Raw genomic sequence first — 18,228 nt, 5'->3', positions numbered from 1 at the left:
GTTGGGCGGCGTTGAATTGCTCAGGCGACGAGCTTGACGATTTTCTGTGCGGCATCGGCCATGGTGTCGCCGCTCACGATGGTGAGCCCGCTTCCGCTGAGCGTGGCCTTGCCAGCGGCCACGTTGTTGCCTTCCAGGCGAACGACCAGGGGAAGTTTGAGTCCAACCTCCCTGACGGCTTCGACGATGCCCGTGGCGATGACATTGCAATCCATGATTCCGCCGAAGATATTGACGAAGATGCCCTTCACATTGGCATCGCCAAGGATGATCTTGAAGGCTGCCACAACTTGGTCCTTGGATGCACCTCCGCCGACATCAAGGAAATTGGCGGGATTGCCGCCGTAGTGCTTGATGATGTCCATGGTACTCATGGCGAGCCCGGCGCCGTTGACCAGACAGGCGATGTTGCCGTCGAGGGCGATGTACGAAAGGTTGAACCGGGATGCCTCGATTTCCTTGGGGTCCTCTTCGTTCAGGTCGCGCAGAGCGGAGATCCCGGGATGGCGAAAGAGTGCGTTCGAATCAAAGGACACCTTGGCGTCGAGGGCAAGAACCTCACCGGCGGGGGTGGTGATGAGAGGATTGACCTCGATCATCGCCGCATCTGTTTCCCAGAACATCGTGTAGAGATTGCGAATGAGTTTGGCTGCGGCTTTTGCCTCGGCGGAGTTCAGGGCGAGCCCGGTGATGAGCTGGCGGACTTGGAAATCTGCCAGACCGTAGGCGGGATCGACGAGGACCTTGAAGATTTTCTCGGGGGTCTCATGGGCGACCTTTTCAATCTCCACTCCACCTTCCGTGGAGGCGACAATCACGGGTCTTGAGGTGGCGCGGTCGAGGAGGATGGCCAGATAGTATTCCTTCTTGATGTCACTCGCGACGGTGAAATAGACGGTCTGAACCTTCCGGCCCGCCGGGCCTGTCTGCACGGTGACCAGGGTGTTGCCGAGCATCCTTCCAGCCACCTCCCTGGCTTCAGCCTTCGTGCGGCAGAATTTTACGCCGCCCTTGAATCCGTTGGTGAAGGTGCCCTTTCCGCGGCCGCCGGCATGTATCTGTGACTTCACCATGGTGGGGCCATCGGGAAGCTGGGCCAGCGCTGTCACAAACTCCTCATGTGTCCTGGCCGGCGCCCCTTTGGGGACGGGAACACCGTATTTGTCGAGGAGCGCCTTGGCCTGATATTCATGGATGTTCATGAGGGGAAAACCGTGCCAGAAACGGTGGAGCGAAGACAGGACAAAAATTGATGCTTGATGCAGGTCGGACAGGATTGCCTTCGTTCATCAACCTTGTTTGAAGGGCCGGATGGAATCACACGAGGTGCTGCGCGAGGTACTCAAGAAAACGAGTGCAAAGCAGATTGCAGCCGACATGGGGCTGTCGCTCTCGCTGATCTACAAGTGGGCCGAGCCTCCCGGTGAAGCGACAGGCAGTGGTGCCTACAATCCGCTCGATCGCGTCGATCAGATTCTCAAGGTCACGGGGGACACCCGAATCGCGCAATGGGTTTGCGAGCGAGCCGGCGGATTTTTCATCGCCAATCCGGAGTTGATCAAGGCCAAGCCGAATTCGCTGATTCCAACGACCCACGCAATTGTTCAGGAGTTCGCAGACATGCTTGCGGTTATTGCGACGGCGGCGGCCGACAATCACATCACTCGCGAGGAAGCGAAGCAGATCCGGCGTCGCTGGGAGGAGCTGAAGAGCCTGGCGGAAGGCTTCATCCGCGCGGCTGAGGAAGGCAATTTCGGCTCGCTCAAGGACGCACTGCCGGCGTCTGGCAATCCGTGATCAACTCAAGACTTCAGGAGCTGACGCGTGAGAAAGGCAGTCTGAAGTGAGGCGATTTCCTTGAGGCCCTTGCGGGCGAGGGTCAGGAGAGATTGAAGCTGGGTTTCGGTGAAAGTTGCCTCCTCCCCTGATCCCTGCACTTCGACAAAACGACCCTGTCCGGTCATGACTACATTGAAGTCGACTTCGGCATCCTTGTCCTCGAGGTAGGGCAGGTCGAGGAGTTCCTGTCCCTCAAAGACACCGACGCTCACCGCCGCGACCGAATCGTTGAGCGGATTCTCGGCGATGCGCCTGGAGTCGATCAGATTCTGCACGGCGAGCCGCGCGGCGAGGTAGGCACCCGTAATGGAGGCGGTGCGTGTTCCGCCGTCAGCCTGGAGCACGTCGCAATCGACCCAAAGCGTGTTCTGGCCGAGTTTCTGCAGGTCGATGACCGCCCGAAGGGAACGTCCGATGAGGCGCTGGATCTCGACCGTGCGCCCGTCGATCCTTCCCTTGGAAATATCGCGCGCCTTTCGCTCATGGGTTGAGTAGGGTAGCATTGAATACTCCGCAGTGAGCCACCCGCCCTTGACGCCCTGTTGTTTCATCCAGGTGGGAACGTTTGGTTCGATGGTTGCGGCGCAGATCACGCGAGTGCATCCGAAGGACACGAGCACCGATCCGGTGGCATTTGGAGCGATTCCGGCCTCGAAGGAAATGGGACGAAGCTGATCCGGATGACGGCCGTCTGGGCGATTTGAGTATGGCATGAAAGGCGGAGTGCTATGGATGTAACGGATGTATGGATACGGGCTTGGAGGACTCCGGATTCTCCGTCATGTGGGCGATGAGCCGGTCGTTGAAATCCCTGGCGGGATCGTGCCCCATTTTTTTCAACGCCTGGGTGAGGGCGGCAACCTCGACGAGGCGCGCCATGTCGCGACCGGGTCGAACGTACAGCTCGATGTGGGGTATCTGCAGCCCGAGGATATCATACTTGTTTTCCTCCAGTCCCGTGCGCTCCTCGATGGCCTCGGGAGTCCATTCGTGCAGCGAGACCACCATGTCGACCCGCTTGTCGAGCCGGATGGACTTCACGCCGAACATTTCGGCGATGTTGATGATGCCGATGCCCCGGCACTCCATATAGCCGCGGTTGAGGGGGCGGCTGGAGGCCATGAGTTCGCGTTCATCGAGCAGCTTGATGACGGTGAGGTCGTCGGCGACCAGCGAGTGCCCCCGTTCAATCAGGGCGAGCGCACATTCGCTTTTTCCGACACCGGATGAACCCTTGAGCATGACGCCGATTCCGCGGATATCCAAGGTTGTCGCATGCTCAGTTGTGGATGGGGCAAATTCATTGTCGATGCAGAGCGTGCCCAGGTTCACCCAGTTCATGGTGATCATGGGGGTGCGAAATATGGGAAGGTGTTTTTCCTGGGCGATCGCCAGCAGCGGCGGGGTGGGGTTGTAGTTGCGGGTTAGGACCAGACAGGGAATCTGACGCTCGACCATTTCGCTGAAGATTTCCATCTGCCGCTGCGGGGAGAGTGTCTTGAGGTAGGTCATCTCCGCCGAACCAAGAACCTGGATGCGCTTGTTGGCAAAGTATCGAAAGAAACCCGTGAGTGCGAGGGCGGGACGATTGATTGATCCCTCGCGTATCATCCGGTGGAGACCTCGTTCGCCGGTGACCAGCTCAATCTTCAGCTTTTCCCGGTAGGTCTCCAGGAAATGGGCGACAGTGATCCCGTGAATGACTTTGGGCATGACGAAAAGGGAGGAGCCTGCGTGGGCCGCCGACAAGTGAGATCGCTCTACAGATCGAAGTCTTTGCCAAGATAAAACTCCCGCGCCTGCGGGTCATTTATCAGGAATTCCGCGGATCCCTGGGTCAGAACGCGGCCTTGGTGCATCAGGTAGGCTCGATCGACAATCCGGAGTGTTTCACGGACGTTGTGGTCGGTGAGCAGGACGCCGATCCCTCGGGCCTTGAGTTCGCCGATGATGCGCTGGACTTCTCCCACTGAAATGGGGTCTATTGCGGCGAAAGGCTCGTCCATGAGGAGAAACTTTGGTTCTGAAACGAGGGCCCTGGCAATTTCGAGCCGGCGACGCTCGCCTCCGGAAAGCGTGTAGGCCTTCTGCGAGGCGACATGAAGGAGCTGCAGGTCGGTCAAATGACGTTCAACCAGTGACGAGCGGTGCCTGCGGGCGATTCCGATGGCTTCGGCGATTGCGCTGATATTTTCCGCCACGGTCAGCTTGCGAAAGACCGAGGCTTCCTGGGGCAGGTAGCCGATGCCCAGTCGCGCGCGCCTGTGCATGCCGAGCCTGGTGATGTTGCGCTGATCGATGAAAACCGAACCGGCGGTTGCCTGTATGAGGCCGACCACCATGTAGAAGGTTGTGGTTTTTCCCGCCCCGTTTTGGCCGAGCAATCCCACGACCTCCCCGGCGGCGAGTCCAATGTTCACGCCGTTCACGACAGTTCGCGCGCCAAAGGTCTTGACCAGACCATCGGTTCGGATCGAGGAGGCTGCGGAGGATGTTGAGGGTTGATCCAGAGGCACGTGAAACGCGGGTGCGCAGGGATGTGGTTGTCAGGAGGGACGCCCAGACTGGCTATTTTTTTTCTTCAGGAACCGCTGCCGGCGGCTTCATGGGCGCATCCTTGTCGAAGCCAAGGTCCTTCAAGGCGGGTCCCGTAAGCCGGATATTGTCACCATAGAGACGACGTTCACCTCTGAGCAGCACGATGCGTGTGCCTGAGGCAACATAGGGTCCGGATTTGTCGATGACCACCGGGTTTTCTGTCAGAATGATCTTTTCCTCGCCGGGAAACACCTCCGCTCGGCCGCAGGTGACTTCACGATCGCCCTGAACGATATGCACCCGTCCAATGGCAATCAAGGACCTGAACTTGTCAGGCTTGCCAACTGTTGAGGAGGGGTCCCCGATCCGGGTTGCCAGCACCTCAAGGTGGTCACAGCTGATCCGGAGGTTGTTTCCGGTCACAACAACATTCTGGTCGAAGACGGCAGTAATCTCGGAATCGCTGCTTCGCATTTCGAGAGTCGTGCTCTCAATGACTGTGGGTGGGATGTCATTGCAGAATGCGGCGGAGAGAACGCAAAGAGCGCCAAGCGAGGCGATGAGATGCGGAATCGGCTTCATTTGACGACGTCCTTCAGTTCGGCATGGAACACCACGCGCGCGTGTCTGGAAATGAGAATGGTCTTTTTCGCGTCATCGTAGCGCCAGTCGGTGCCGAGGAGCTCAAAGTCATCGTTGACAACGCGCACGGTCTCTTCTCCGAAAACGATGCGCTGGGCGACCAGTACGCGGGCCGACGGACTGACGAACACGGTTTCCACGCGCGCATCCGCCTCGCCGGAAAAGAGGGTCAACGTCATGTTGGAGAGGCTGACTTCATTTGAGTTGAGCAGCATCGCTTCGCTTCCGCGGATCAACATTGTGCGAAATCCCTTTTCATTGAATGAGGGAAGCGAGAAGTTTCTTATGGGCGCGTTGGTCGTGATTCTCGGTCCATCTGCGCCGGATACGGTCGCGCCCAGGCTCAGCGCAACTGAGATGGCACAAACGTGGAAGCTCGTGATCATGCTGCGGGGATCCCGTTTCCTCTTCCGGCCAGAATCAAGTCGCAAACCTCGCGAACCGCCCCCTTTCCGGCAGGCCTGCGGGGAATGTATCTCGCAGCCATTGTCGCCGCGGGCATGCCGTCCTTCACACTGACGCCAATGCCCGCCCAGAGGATGGCCGGGACATCAATTTCGTCGTCGCCCATGTAGCAGCAGTCCTTCGCCGCGACACCCAGCCTGTCAGCGAGTTCCTGAAGCGCCTGAAGTTTGTCGCTGCGACCCTGGATGACGTGGGGGATTTTCAACTCCTCTGCGCGTCTTTGAGTGGCCCTTGAAGATCGGCCGCTGATCCAGGCCAGTTCTATCCCGGCATCCCGCAAGCGCACCAAGCCCAAGCCGTCGAGAATCGAGAACTGTTTCGATTCCGTGCCGTCAGAACCAATGGTGATGGTGCCGTCGGTAAGGACGCCGTCCACGTCCATTGCAAACAGACGGATTTTCCCCCATGACAATGTCGTGGCGGTTGAATCACGCGAATCTGAGGAAGTGCGCAAAGCCGGCATTCGGTCGGATGATGCTAGGCCATCCAGTTGGAAATCTGCTCCACGGCTTTGGAGAATGTCGGGCGATAGGCGAGTTCCAATTCATGGGCGAATGGCACAGGAAGGTCCATGGATGCTATTCGCAGTGGGGGGGCTTCCAAGTCGAAGAAATGAAGCTCCGTGAGCCTTGCCACCAATTCGGCCCCGAATCCGTGGGAAAGCCGGCCCTCATGCAGGATGATCAGCCTGTGCGTTCGAGCGACCGAGGCTGCAATTTCCTGAAGTTGAAGCGGTGCCAGGGCCCGAAGATCCCAGATGTCAAAATTGCGCTCGTATTCGGTTGAAAAATAGGTGGCAAGTTCGTGGGCCAGGTAGGTCATCTCCCCGTAGGTCACCAAAGTGGCGTAGTCGCCCGATTGCAGGTGTCTTGGTTGCCATACTTCGCGGTAGCGTGGATTCCATGCAATTGCCTGCTTGTGATGCCGGTAGAGCGCCTTGTGTTCGAAAATTAGGACGGGATTGTTGTCTTCGTAGGCGGCAAGAAGGCAGTCAAAGGCATCCTGGGGGGTGCTGGGATACAGTGCCTTGAGCCCTGGGAAGGACAGGAGCACCGACTCCAGTTCCTGTGAGTGGAATGACCCCAGGCCCACGCTGCCACAGGGGAGGCGAAGTACCAGTGGAACCTTCGCCCCGGAGCGAAAGCGATAGGTCGCCGCGTTTTGTGTGATTTGAGTGAAGGCTTCCGTGACGAAATCCGCAAACTGGAACTCTTCAATCGGGCGCATGCCGCCCAAGGCCAGACCGACGGCGTAGCCTGTGCACGCACTTTCGGCCAGGGGAGTATTGAAGACCCGGTGTCGTCCAAACGCGGAAAACAGGCCATCTGTAACTTTGAATGCGCCGCCGTAGGTGGCGATATCCTGTCCAAGGATCATGGCTTCGGGTCGCTCATTGAGGATTTTTCGCAATCCATGGTTGAGCGCTTGAGCAAATGTGAGGGGTTCCGTGGGGGCCGGAGTGGCAGTCCAGGGCATTGGAGCATCTTCTACCTCGAACAAGTCCTCACTCATTCCGTCCGGAGATGGACGTGGCAGTGGAAGAGCTCGCTGGATGCAGTCCTCCAGGAAGGCATTGAGCTCCGATTCCATGGCTTCAACACGCTGTGCTAGGCCCGCGTTACAAAGTTCCGCGCGATAGCGAGGCACGGGATCGGCGGCGTGAAAAGATTCCGCCTCGCCGGGCACCAGGTAATTGCAGGTGTCGTAGGCTGCATGTCCTCTCAATCTGAGAACATGGGCCTCAATGAGCATTGGACGGGAAGTTTCGCGTACCTGCTGGATCGTGCGGGCGAGGGTGGCGACTATGTTTTTGAGATCGGTCGTGGCATTGAGTGAAATGCCTTCGATGCCGTAGCCTGCGGCACGCTTCCAGAGATCGGTGCCTGGGGCGTACTGCTCGCTTAGCGGTGTTGAGTACGCGTATCGGTTGTTTTCAATGACAAAAACAATGGGCAGCGAGAGCAGCGACGCCAGGTTCATTGATTCATGGATGTCACCGGTGCTTGAACCGCCATCACCGAAAAATGCGAATCCCACAGCGCGTTTGCCCTGGCGTCTTTGCGCATCTGTCAGACCCAGTACATTCGAAATCATGGCGCCCAGGTGGCTGATCATGGGCAGGGAACGATTTGCTGGATCACCGTGGTGCACATTTCCCTCCCGTGCCTTGGTGGGGCTCAGGGCATTGGCGAAATACTGGCAGAGATGTTCAACGAGATGGCCACTCCAAATGAGCTGACCACCGAAGCCACGATGCGTGAATGAAATTACATCGACCGCCTTGTCGGCCAGCAGTGCCAGCGGAACAATCAGGGCTTCGCTTCCCTGCCCGCCGGTTACGGTGCCCTTGATCAGGCCCTGTCTGAAGAGTTCCAGTATCCGATTGTCACCCGTCCGGGCGAGATGCATCCAAGCGTAGACTTGAAGGCGTTGTTCAATATCCTCGAAATCCAAACGAGGCAATTGAAGGTCACGGCCGGCCAGAACTGAGGGAACGGCGGGAAAATCCATGTCGTAAGAGGACGGTGACAATGTCTTCGTGTCTGCGCAAGATTGTGTGCTGAGCCGCGCACCGAGGTCATCGAGGTGAATTCTGCGTGCGACTGGATGAGCCAAAATGCGAAATTCAACCGTAAGAAAAAAGGCGGCCCGTTGAGTTGGGGCCGCCTTCATGAAATGGCGAAGGTTACTTGGATTTGCCCTTCTCTACGGGCGGAGGGGGAGGCGGGCGCGCCATCGCGCTTTCGGCCGCCTTGTTTGCGACCATGCTAACCATGCGTTGAATCTCGAGTTCGGCATTGCGTTTGGCGATGAGGGCAAGCTCCACCTGCTTCTTCAGGTCAAAGGATTCACGTGTGGCAGTGTCCTTCTTGAGTCGGGTTTCCTTAAGCTGAGCGTCAAGATCGGCGATCTGCTTGGTGTACTTGGCGGCCTCGGCACTGTATTTGGCAGTCGCCTCGGCGATTTCTCTGCTCTGGCTTTCCCACTTTGCGCGACGATCATCATCCTTCTTCTTTTCGTCTGCCAAACGCTTCTGTTGACGATCGTCCGCATCCTTTCGCGCCTTGTCCTCGATTTCCTTCTTTTTCGCATCCGCTTCATCCTTGGCGATCTTGGCGGCTTTCTCGCGCTGCTCTGTCTTCACCGCCTCATCCTGGATGAACTTGTAATAATAGACACCGAAGAGTGCGCAAAGCACGATGGGAACGATTAAATAGATCTTGTTCATTGCTTCGAGGGGTGGGGGTTAGTTCTTGCTCTTTGCAGCGGCAGCGGCAGCGGCGGCAAGCGCCTCGGCAGCTGCCCTGGCGTCATCAGCAGCCTTGATCTTGGTGAGGACAGTTTCGAGGCCCTTAACGTTGGCCTCCGATTCTTTGACTGCTGTTTTCAGGAACGCCACCTCATCGACACTCTTCGCTTTGATTTCCTCCACCTGCGCAATGGCGGTTTTTTCCTCTTCGATATCCTTTGTGAGGCGAACCACCTGTCTGCTCAGTTTTTCCTGATCGCGGGCGGCCTTTTCGCGAGCTTCGATCGCTGCAGCGCGAGCCTCTTTTTCCCGCTGATCCTTTTCCTCCTTTTCCTTCTTTTCGCGAATGCGTTGCTCGGCCATGCGGGTGGCGTCTTCTATCGCCTGCTTTCGGGCATCCAGCTCCGCTTTCTTCTTGTCTTCAACGGCCTTCTTTTGGGCGGCAACCTTCGCGTCCTGTTTGATTTGGTAGTCTTTGGCGAAATTCCAATAGAATCCTCCGAAGATCAGGAGCATGATCAGGGGGAAGATGATGTAAGCTTTGTTCATGAAGTTCGATGATGGAAATGGTTACTTCTTGGTGGGCTGGTTTGTCGGAGTCTTCGTAGCGTCCGATTTTGGCGCCTTCTTTCCGGTTTCAGCGGCTATCTGCTCACGAAGTGCGGCTGCCTCGGCGATTGCGTCTTCGATACCCTTCTTCAGGCGTTCAGCATCCTTGACCCCTTGCGGGTAGGAAGCCGCCGTGTTCACCGCTGCAAGCGCGTCGTCGTACTTCTTCAGCTCATACGAAACATAGGCGAGAAAAAGTTGCGTTGTCCACGGCTTCTCCAACTTTTTGGAGACCGCTTGCTTGGCATAGGTATAGGCGTCCTGAATTCTTTCGAGTTGATAATAGGTTTGTGCGATTTGCGCAAGGAGTGCGCCGGATTCGGGATAGAGCTTTGAAGCTTCCTTCAGCACTTCGATCGCTTTCAGCTCCTTGTGGAGCTGCATGTAGGCCGCAGCGAGTAGTTCCCAATTCCGCTGTTCGTTCTCGATTGAGCCATCCCTAAGACCCTTGCTGAGAAGGTCTATGGCATAATCGAACTGCCCGATGTTAAAATAGAGTCCGACCAGGGTGAAGTTGTCCTTGGGGCTTGTCATTACCCCAAGTTTCTGAGCCCGTTCGATTGTAGCGATAACGCGAATATCCTTCTGTTGATTAAGATAGAGGGACGCAAGCTGGGGCCAGTATGTCTTCGCATCTGGTTTCAGCTTCAGATAGAGCTCAAGGATATCGATTGATTCCTTGATCTTCTCCTGCTGTTGAAGCGTTGCGAATAGCAGTAGGTAAAAGGTGTCCTTGGGATGGACAGACATCTGCAGGCCCTTCTCCACCTCTTCCTGTGCGCGCTTGAGCAACTTGCGATCCGGGTTGTTCGAATCCAGCTGGGATTGATAGAATAGCAGCGTGGCGTAATAGAGCTGAACATCGGGATTTGGCTTGGTATTCCGCTTGGCCCATTGGTCCATGTACGAAACTGCCTTGCCGTAATACCGCCGTTGATCCGCCGGAACCTTGCTGGTTACCGCCTCTTGGTAGTAGAGCTGTGACAGGTAGTAGGTAAGTTCCTGGGTCTGCCGATCGTCGAAGAATCCGTACTTGTCGGAAATGGAGACGGCGGTTTCCAAGGGAGGAATTGATTTTGCGTAATCCCCCTTTGTTAACAGAATCTGCGCCTTTACCTGGGACAGCAGTGCCAGATCGTAGCTTTCGGGACCTGAAATCTTGATAAGGCCATCAATGATGGCCAAGGCACCGTCGTAGTTCTTGGCATCAGTCTGGGTGCGGATCTTGCCCAGTTCTTCAGAAACTTTGTCACTCAACTCCTTCTTCGGAGCATTCTGACGATCCTGGGCATGACTTACGAAGGGCTCGGCCAGCCCCAAGGCAAGCAGAAGGGAACCTACTCGCAGAGGGGTGCGGAGAGATGGCGAAAAAAGCGGCATGATACGGTAAAGTCTCATTCGTCGGTGATGCTGAATACGATTGGGACCTGCATTCGGGTATTGACCGCCTTGCCTCCCTTGCGTCCGGGCTTGAACTTCCATTTCGAGACAGCCTGAACTGCCGCGGCTTCGAATTCCCGCTGGGAGGATTTTAGCGCCGTCGCTTCAACGACGTCGCCACTGGAATTCACAATGAACCCAACCAATACGTCTCCGGTGATGCCCGCACGGCGCATTTCAAACGGGTAATTGGGTTTAGCCTGAATTCGCGCCTGAGGAGCCTGATCAAGATTGGCCAAATCAAACAGATCCTTCATTCCGTGTCCAATGCTGCCAACACTCGGGCGGCCAGTCGGGATTGTGATATTGCCCTTGGGACGATCCAAACCTGGAGGAGGGGGCGGTTGAAGCTTCTGAACAAATGAGTCGATGGTAACAGCGGATGGCAGGTCAACGGCCATCGGCGGTGCGAGTTCCGCCGCTTCGGGTGGGGTGTCTTCGGTTGGATCCTGAAGCTCAGGTTCTTCTTCGGGAGGGGGTGGAGGCATCTCCATCAGTTCGATCACAGCTTCCTCCTGTTTTTTGGGGGCATGCTGAGATTTCTTGTGGAATAGCGTCTCGCCGAAGAATACCCCGCCGTGAAGGGCGGCTGAAACAGCAAGTCCGATGATTAGATCGCGATTCATGTGCGGGGTTGATTACTTTCCTGTACCACGCCAGACGGTTTCGATGGATACTTTGGTGATCCCCGCCTTGCGCACTTCGTCAAGGACCTGAACGGTCGCGCCATATTTTGCCCGGTCGTCAGAGGTGACCAGGACTCTTGCATCCGTCGGATGCTGCGCTGCATAATTTTGCAGCCTTGGTTCCACTTCGGAAGCGGTGATCAATTCCCGATTCCAGTATACCGTTCCAGCATCAGAAACCTGAATCGTTACACTTTCGTTGTCCTCATTTTTCTCGGCATTCGACGCTTGGGGTAGTACGATATCCAGCGACTGGATCTTGTTGAGTGACAGTGTGAAGAGCACGAACGTTGCCAGTAGGAAGAAAATGACATCGATTAGTGGAATGATCTCGATGCGTGCTTGTTTCTTTCCACTGCTGTTTGAAGATGTGCCTGCCATGGGTGGATCTATTCGAATGGTGACGGGAGATTGCAGGATTTCTTAGCAGAAATCACTGTGGGGGACGCACACGTGTCTCAATGAACACTTTCTGGATCCCCTTCTTGCGTACTTCGTCAAAAACGTAGCGAGCCTGCGCGAAGAATGCGTCTTCATGACCATTGATCAGAACACGGGCATCGGGACCAGCCGCTGCCTTGTATTTTTCAAGGCGAATCAGAAAGTCGTCCAAGGTGATCGGATCCTTGTCCCAAGCGAGCGTGCCTTCGGCGGTTACCGTTATGGTAACGGATCCCGCGGGATCCCGTGGAATGCTCGTTTCGACCTTTGGGAGGACAACGGGCAATCCCTGCGACTTGTTGAGCGAAAGCGTGAAGAGAACGAAAGTTGCGAGCAGGAAGAAAATCACGTCAATGAGAGGGATGATCTCAATCCGCGCTTTCTTGGCTCCGCCACCTCCTCCTGAGGATCCGCCTGCCATGGATGAAAAATATTATGGGGGTTAGAGCGCCTTTGGCCGAATCAAGCGCGAGCGTCGACCTTTGAGACGATCGAGTCCAATGAGTTGGCGACATCATCCACTTCCGTACGGGCCTCAGCAGTCTTGGCATTCAAGAAGTTGAATGGGAAAAGGCCAATGATCGCGATGACGAGACCCATGGCTGTCGCAATCAGCGCTTCACCGACACCGCCGGTGATTTGACCGGCTGCTGCTGCGATATCGCCGCCAGCCGTGCCAAGCGCTCCGAAGGTGTTCATCATGCCTGTGATTGTTCCCAGGAGGCCGAGCAGCGGGGCGGCGGTGATGCAGGTGTCGAGCGTGGGCATTCCCTGATGGTAGCGGGCGAACTCCTTGCTGGCTGCGCGTGCAAAGGCGTTATGGATGGACTGTTCCCGATGGTTGAACGCGTAGACAAGCATGCGTGCGATGAAGTCCCTGCTCTTCTTGCCGAGTGCAATCGCGCCGTCGAAATCCTGTGACTTTGCTTTCTCCAGCATCTTTTCGATGACTTCAGGCTCGCGGGAAAGAGTCTCCTTGAGGGAGAAGATTGCACGCTCGATAATCACGGTGATTGTCAGGAACGACAGGATGATGATCGGCCACATGATGGGGCCTCCTCCCTTGAAGAGCTCCATCGGAGTATGGCCCATGAGGAACGCGAGAGGCAGATTGAATGCGGTCATGTTTTAGCAGTGGATGATGAGTTGTTGGGAGAGAAAGGGGATTTGCAGGAACAGGTGAGTTGGTGAACCTTTGACGTGAGGGGCGACAAATCGCTCAAAAAAAGATGACACGGACAATTTGCGTCAGCAGCGTGTCGAAAAGGGCGGATGCGAAAATCAAGGCTTTTGGGACGTTAAGGAACGAATCAGACCGCGAGAGTCTGCTGTGGTCGAGAACGGAATTGTGAAAGACGAGGTATTAGGAGGGCTTGGGCTTAACATCCAATCAGGTATTGGTTGCGTGGATGCGTCAAGCGACATGAATTGGCTGCCCGGCTAGGGATCGAACCTAGACAAACAGAGTCAGAATCTGTTGTGCTACCATTACACCACCAGGCAGTGGAAGATCGAAATTATTCCATGAGGGAAAAGGAAAACAAGATTTGAACGGAGAAGATGGAGCCGGCGACGGGAGTTGAACCTGCAACCACCTGTTTACAAAACAGGTGCTCTGCCATTGAGCTACGCCGGCGCGTGAGAAAGAACCAAGTTGATTGAGAGCGGACGGTGAAAAGATATGAAAAAAGGAATCCGGCAGCGGTCAACCCGAGAGGGAAAACCTGGCATTGGTGGCTCCCCGGGGACTCGAACCCCGAACCAATTGATTAAGAGTCAACTGCTCTACCATTGAGCTAGGAAGCCATCAAAGCGAGGGGCGAAAACTCACTAAAGCCGACCTGCTGTCAACAGCTTTTCATGAGTCTTCGGCAAGGCGATGGTGTGGATGCCTGGTTTGAGGCTTTTTTGGAGGCATTTTGCCCTTGCCAAGGTCGTGCTCAACGTCTGCTTTCTACATTTTTCCATGCAAAAGACCAAAAAGTCCGTAGCCAAGCGCTTCAAGATGTCCGGCAAGGGCAAACTGATTCGCCGCACGCCCGGCTTCCGGCATTTGCTGTCTGCGAAAAGCACGAAGTCAAAGCGTCGTGCAACCAAGGACAAGCTCGTCGATCCAGGCAGGGAAGCGCCCCTCAAGCGCTGTCTCCCCTTCGGCCTCTGACACAGCACGCCGAAAAATACAACCACGCTTGGAAGGTGATCCTCAGCCGACCTTCCGGCGACAAAACCAAAAGGAAATACCAACATGGCTCGTTCAACAAACGCCCCGGCTTCCCGCCGTCGTCGCAAGAAAGTACTGAAGTACGCCAAGGGCTACTTCGCCAGCAAATCGAAGCTCTTCCGCTACGCCAAGGAGGCTGTCCAGCATGCCTGGCAGTATGCCTACCGTGACCGGAAAAAGAAGAAGTCCGAGATGCGCGGTCTCTGGATCGTGCGCCTCAATGCAGCCTGCCGCAATGCAGGCATCAGCTACAGCCGCTTCATAGAGGGGCTCAAGGCCGCCAGAATCGATCTCGATCGCAAGGTCCTGTCCGACATTGCAATTCGGGATGAAGCGGCGTTCAACGTGCTGGTCAATCAGGCCAAGGACGCGTTGAAGAACAAGGCTTCTGCCGCGAAGGCGAAGGCCTGAGGTTATGCTCAACGCGAGCCGGACCGGCTCGCCCCCCGCGGCGGCGCCTGATCGCCCAGGTGCCTGCCCTTGAAGGACGGGCCTCCTCCCTGGAGTACCGTCCTTTTTATTTTCACTTTGCCATTGGTTGAACCCATTTTTGCGCGCCATTTCCCATGGAACAGACTCTCACCGCACTTATTTCCAAGGCTCACGCCGATTTGAATGCGCTCAAGTCCCGCCCCGAATTCGAGGCGGCCAAGGCGCGGCTGGTCGGACCAAACGGTGAGCTGACCGCCCTGATGAAACAGATGGGTGGTGTTCCCAAGGAGCAGCGTCCTGCCATGGGAAAACTCATCAATGAAGCGAAAGCGAAACTCCAGCTGGAGCTCGACGCCGCGCTTGCGAGAATCGGCGAGGCGGAAATCACCTCGCAGCTTGGCCCGACGATCGATCCCACGCTTCCATCGCCTGATGCAGGGCCCGGCACATATCACCCGCTCACCCTTGTGCGTGAGGAAATGTGCCGCATACTGAGGAAAGTGGGATTCTCAGTTGCCGATGGACCGGAGGTGGAAACAGAATACATGTGCTTCGACGCGCTGAACACTCCTGCGGATCACCCTGCACGCGATGCCCAGGATACGTTCTACCTTCCGACGGGGGCGCGTTTCGGAAACATCGCGAAACGGACTCCCGACGAGAAGTATCTGCTGCGCACCCATACGTCATCCGTGCAGATCCGCACGATGCTGAAGGGCCCTCCGCCCATCCGCATTGTATCCCCCGGGCGGGTCTATCGGCGCGATGCCACGGATGCGACGCACTCCGCGAACTTCCATCAGCTCGAGTGCCTCTACGTCGATCGCAACGTCACGGTGAGGGACCTCAAGGCGCTGCTGGACTACATCTTCACATCGCTTCTCGGCAAGGACACCAAGACGCGCTTTCGGCCGCACTATTTCGGATACACCGAACCGAGCTTTGAAGTTGATCTGAGCGCCAGGCACCTGCCGAAGGTGAACAAGGACTGGATCGAAATCGGCGGTTGCGGCATGGTCGATCCCGTCGTGTTCGACGGAGTCGGCTACGATTCTTCGATCTGGACGGGGTATGCGTTTGGCATGGGACTCGAACGCCTGGCGATGCTACTCTACGGCATCGATGACATCCGATATTTCTATCAGAACGACCTGCGTTTCCTGCGTCAGTTTGCCTGAGAGGTCCCTTTAGAATCATCACCGTGAAAGTTTCCAGAAACTGGCTTCAGTCCTACGTCGACCTTGGCAATCTGTCGGAAGAGGAAATCTCCCGCGCCATCACCTTTCTCGGATTTGAGGTGGAGGGAGTCCTGCACACCGGAGCACCCGCTCTCGCGTCTGTTTACGTGGGAGAGGTTCTGACGCGGGAAAAGCATCCCGGCGCAGACAAGCTTTCCGTCTGCACGGTTGATGTCGGCCCCAAGCATGGCATCCGGACGATTGTATGCGGCGCGCAGAACTACAAGGCTGGCGATCGAGTGCCTGTCGCGCTTCCTGGAGCGGTTCTGCCCGGCAATTTCGAGATCAAGCAATCGAAGATCCGGGGGCAGGCCTCTGACGGCATGATGTGTTCCGGTCGTGAACTGGGAGTCGGTGACGATCACACCGGATTGTTGATACTGACGGATCGTCCGGACCTTGGCCTGCCGATCAATGACGTGCTACCCGCCGGCGACGTCGTGTTTGACATCGAGGTGACACCGAATCGTCCGGATTGCCTTTCACATCTGGGAATCGCGCGCGAACTGGCTGCATGGTTCAAGCGCGAGCTGCGCTACCCTGAGATCAAGTTCACGGCCAATTCGGTTTCCGACGTTGCGGGTGCCGGCGAACTGCTAAAGGAAGTGCGCGTCGATTCGCAGCAGGATTGTCCGTTGTACACTGCGTTCACCATCGCGGGGGTGCGGATTGGTCCCAGCCCAGGCTGGATGCAGGATCGGCTGCGCGCGGTGGGGTTGCGTCCGATCAACAACGTCGTGGATGTCGGCAACTATGTCCTTCACGAATACGGCCAGCCTGTGCATGCGTTCGATGCCTCAAAGCTGAGAGGAAGTCAGATCATCGTCCGGAACGCGAGCGAGGGGGAGAAGATCACGACCCTCGATGGAAGGGAGCGGACATTGAGTTCCTCCATGCTGGTGATTGCCGATGCTGAACGTCCGGTGGTGGTTGCGGGCGTAATGGGAGGCATGGATTCGGGTGTCGGCGAGAATACCGGGGACCTTGTCCTCGAGGTGGCTGTTTTCAGGCGCCAATCGGTCCGCGCCACCAGCCGTCGCCTTGGCCTCACTTCCGATTCATCCTATCGGTACGAACGGGGCGTCGATCCGCATACGCTGCTGGAGGCGGCGCACCGGACTCTGGATCTGATTCTCGAAACTGCCGGTGGAAGGGTGGTTGGAAAGATCCACCGCGTGGGAAGCGATGTACCCTGGCAGCGTGAGATCGTGATGCGCCCCGATCTTGTCAACGATCGCATCGGCTTCAAACTTTCCACCGAGGAGATGAAGGCATCACTCGAATCCCTCGAGCTGATGGTGAACCGGGAGCGGGAGATTTCCGAGGACAAAGCCGTCCAGTGGACCGTTTCGATTCCAAGTTGGAGGGACGACCTTGATCGCCCCATCGATCTGGTGGAGGAGATTCTTCGTCTGCACGGGACGGACAAGATTCCTGTCGCGCAGGTCTCCGCTCCCGGCCTTCTGGCCGAGGACGATCCGGTTGTTCGATTCAATCGGGCGGCGATGGAATACCTCGTCGGACACGACTTTCACGAGTGCGTCAACTACACGCTGCGCTCCAAGCAGGAGCAGCAGGCGGCGGGTGCGCCCGTGGACGACCTCGCGCTGGCAAATCCGTTTGTGGAGGATCAGTCGCACCTGCGCTCCTCGCTGATTGGAGGACTGCTTGAATCGCTGAAGCTGAATCAGGCTCGTGGCGTGATTGTCTCGCGCCTGGCGGAGACCGGGCGGGTGTTCCGCAAGGAAGGTGAGCAGATCTGGGAGTGTGCGTCCGTGGGATTTGTCATTGCTGAGCCAGTTGGTGAACGCGCCTGGCTTCGCCGGGAGCCTGGGGACTTTTATTCTGCCAAGCATTGCATCGAGTCGATCGCGTCGCTTGCCGGGATCGATCTTTCCCGCCAGCCGCTGGCTCCGGTGACTTCGCTGGAAAGCGGTTGGCAGCCTGGGCATGCATGCACTGCCGGCAATCTGGCGCATGGCTGGACGGCCAGCTTCGGCCTGCTTGGCTTGTCTGCTGTGAGACAATTGGGTGTCGAAGGGAAAGTCTTCGCGGGTGTGCTTGCCGTGCTGCCCGGAAAGATTTCGAGCGAGACCGTGCGGCGCCGGTACAAGCCCTTCTCGTCCTTCCCCCCGGCCTTGCGCGATCTTGCCATCATCGTCGATGGCAGCGTCCCGGCGGATGAAGTGCGGAAGACCCTGGCTGGAATGGCCCGGACCGCGATTGGCAATGCGTTCCACTTGGAAGGGGTGAAGGTATTCGACGTCTACAATGGACCGGGCGTGCCGGAAGGCAGGAAGAGCCTCGCATTCTCCCTGGTCTTTCGCGCCGAAGACCGGACGCTGACCGATGAGGAGGTCAACGCGGTGTTCCAGAAGTTGCAGACGGAACTATCCTCGCATCCGGGATACGTTTTGAGGAAATAGC

General features: G+C 56.9%; 20 protein-coding genes and 3 tRNA genes. 5 read left to right on the top strand and 18 right to left on the bottom strand.

The window, feature by feature from the left end; translation table 11 throughout:
• Positions 1-20: 20 nt before the first annotated feature.
• Entirely contained in the window at positions 21-1,202 is a 1,182-nt protein-coding gene (gene sucC / locus HS122_04180; GenBank protein ID MBE7537590.1) for an ADP-forming succinate--CoA ligase subunit beta, read from the bottom strand.
• Between the two features lie 109 nt (positions 1,203-1,311).
• Between sucC and HS122_04175 the strand changes: the two genes are divergently transcribed.
• Complete coding sequence (locus tag HS122_04175; GenBank protein MBE7537589.1) at positions 1,312-1,797, top strand: hypothetical protein; 486 nt, start codon at positions 1,312-1,314, stop codon at positions 1,795-1,797.
• A gap of 5 nt (positions 1,798-1,802) precedes the next feature.
• On the opposite strand, the gene rph is transcribed toward HS122_04175, so the two are convergent.
• From rph to HS122_04090, 17 genes are all read right to left on the bottom strand, one after another.
• On the bottom strand, positions 1,803-2,552 hold the full coding sequence (gene rph / locus HS122_04170; GenBank protein ID MBE7537588.1) for a ribonuclease PH: 750 nt from the start codon (positions 2,550-2,552) through the stop codon (positions 1,803-1,805).
• Between the two features lie 13 nt (positions 2,553-2,565).
• Positions 2,566-3,552 carry an HPr(Ser) kinase/phosphatase gene (gene hprK, locus HS122_04165; GenBank protein ID MBE7537587.1) on the bottom strand — a complete coding sequence of 329 codons (987 nt, stop codon included), beginning with the start codon at positions 3,550-3,552 and terminating at the stop codon, positions 2,566-2,568.
• Positions 3,553-3,599: 47 nt separating this feature from the next.
• On the bottom strand, positions 3,600-4,349 hold the full coding sequence (lptB, locus tag HS122_04160) for an LPS export ABC transporter ATP-binding protein (GenBank protein ID MBE7537586.1): 750 nt from the start codon (positions 4,347-4,349) through the stop codon (positions 3,600-3,602).
• Between the two features lie 58 nt (positions 4,350-4,407).
• Positions 4,408-4,959, bottom strand: coding sequence for a hypothetical protein (locus HS122_04155; GenBank protein MBE7537585.1), 552 nt, complete (start codon positions 4,957-4,959; stop codon positions 4,408-4,410).
• Positions 4,956-5,258: a hypothetical protein gene (locus HS122_04150; GenBank protein ID MBE7537584.1), complete on the bottom strand. Its 303-nt coding sequence runs from the start codon at positions 5,256-5,258 to the stop codon at positions 4,956-4,958. Before HS122_04150 ends, HS122_04155 begins: the two co-directional genes overlap by 4 nt.
• Before the next feature lie 143 nt (positions 5,259-5,401).
• Positions 5,402-5,947 carry an HAD hydrolase family protein gene (locus HS122_04145; GenBank protein ID MBE7537583.1) on the bottom strand — a complete coding sequence of 182 codons (546 nt, stop codon included), beginning with the start codon at positions 5,945-5,947 and terminating at the stop codon, positions 5,402-5,404.
• Positions 5,948-5,961: 14 nt separating this feature from the next.
• Positions 5,962-7,995 carry a transketolase gene (locus HS122_04140; protein ID MBE7537582.1) on the bottom strand — a complete coding sequence of 678 codons (2,034 nt, stop codon included), beginning with the start codon at positions 7,993-7,995 and terminating at the stop codon, positions 5,962-5,964.
• Positions 7,996-8,170: 175 nt separating this feature from the next.
• Positions 8,171-8,713, bottom strand: coding sequence for a hypothetical protein (locus HS122_04135; protein ID MBE7537581.1), 543 nt, complete (start codon positions 8,711-8,713; stop codon positions 8,171-8,173).
• An 18-nt stretch (positions 8,714-8,731) separates the two neighbouring features.
• Positions 8,732-9,283, bottom strand: a complete 552-nt coding sequence (locus tag HS122_04130; GenBank protein MBE7537580.1) for a hypothetical protein — start codon at positions 9,281-9,283, stop codon at positions 8,732-8,734.
• A 21-nt stretch (positions 9,284-9,304) separates the two neighbouring features.
• Positions 9,305-10,741, bottom strand: coding sequence for a hypothetical protein (locus tag HS122_04125; GenBank protein MBE7537579.1), 1,437 nt, complete (start codon positions 10,739-10,741; stop codon positions 9,305-9,307).
• On the bottom strand, positions 10,738-11,409 hold the full coding sequence (locus HS122_04120) for an energy transducer TonB (protein MBE7537578.1): 672 nt from the start codon (positions 11,407-11,409) through the stop codon (positions 10,738-10,740). Before HS122_04120 ends, HS122_04125 begins: the two co-directional genes overlap by 4 nt.
• Positions 11,410-11,421: 12 nt before the next feature.
• Positions 11,422-11,850 carry a biopolymer transporter ExbD gene (locus HS122_04115; GenBank protein MBE7537577.1) on the bottom strand — a complete coding sequence of 143 codons (429 nt, stop codon included), beginning with the start codon at positions 11,848-11,850 and terminating at the stop codon, positions 11,422-11,424.
• 52 nt (positions 11,851-11,902) lie between these two features.
• A complete protein-coding gene (locus HS122_04110) occupies positions 11,903-12,331 on the bottom strand; it encodes a biopolymer transporter ExbD (GenBank protein ID MBE7537576.1) in 429 nt (142 codons plus the stop codon).
• Positions 12,332-12,372: 41 nt separating this feature from the next.
• On the bottom strand, positions 12,373-13,035 hold the full coding sequence (locus HS122_04105) for a MotA/TolQ/ExbB proton channel family protein (GenBank protein ID MBE7537575.1): 663 nt from the start codon (positions 13,033-13,035) through the stop codon (positions 12,373-12,375).
• A gap of 304 nt (positions 13,036-13,339) precedes the next feature.
• Positions 13,340-13,413 (bottom strand) — tRNA-Gln (locus tag HS122_04100).
• A gap of 58 nt (positions 13,414-13,471) precedes the next feature.
• Positions 13,472-13,546: transfer RNA gene (locus HS122_04095), tRNA-Thr, on the bottom strand.
• Positions 13,547-13,641: 95 nt separating this feature from the next.
• Positions 13,642-13,716, bottom strand: a tRNA-Lys gene (locus HS122_04090).
• Between the two features lie 160 nt (positions 13,717-13,876).
• Between HS122_04090 and rpmI the strand changes: the two genes are divergently transcribed.
• The 4 genes from rpmI (at position 13,877) to HS122_04070 (ending at position 18,227) form a co-directional block, all read left to right on the top strand.
• Entirely contained in the window at positions 13,877-14,071 is a 195-nt protein-coding gene (gene rpmI, locus HS122_04085; GenBank protein ID MBE7537574.1) for a 50S ribosomal protein L35, read from the top strand.
• An 84-nt stretch (positions 14,072-14,155) separates the two neighbouring features.
• Positions 14,156-14,542, top strand: a complete 387-nt coding sequence (gene rplT, locus HS122_04080; protein MBE7537573.1) for a 50S ribosomal protein L20 — start codon at positions 14,156-14,158, stop codon at positions 14,540-14,542.
• Between the two features lie 155 nt (positions 14,543-14,697).
• On the top strand, positions 14,698-15,741 hold the full coding sequence (gene pheS, locus HS122_04075; protein ID MBE7537572.1) for a phenylalanine--tRNA ligase subunit alpha: 1,044 nt from the start codon (positions 14,698-14,700) through the stop codon (positions 15,739-15,741).
• Positions 15,742-15,764: 23 nt separating this feature from the next.
• The gene (locus HS122_04070) at positions 15,765-18,227 is read left to right on the top strand and encodes a phenylalanine--tRNA ligase subunit beta (protein MBE7537571.1); all 2,463 of its coding nucleotides are present in this window, start codon (positions 15,765-15,767) and stop codon (positions 18,225-18,227) included.
• Position 18,228 lies beyond the last annotated feature (1 nt).

This window comes from Opitutaceae bacterium, assembly GCA_015075305.1.
In the GTDB taxonomy this organism is placed as follows: Bacteria; Verrucomicrobiota; Verrucomicrobiia; order Opitutales; family Opitutaceae; genus UBA6669.
Note: the sequence above shows the minus strand (reverse complement) of the source record. Positions and strands in the feature narration are given on the sequence as shown.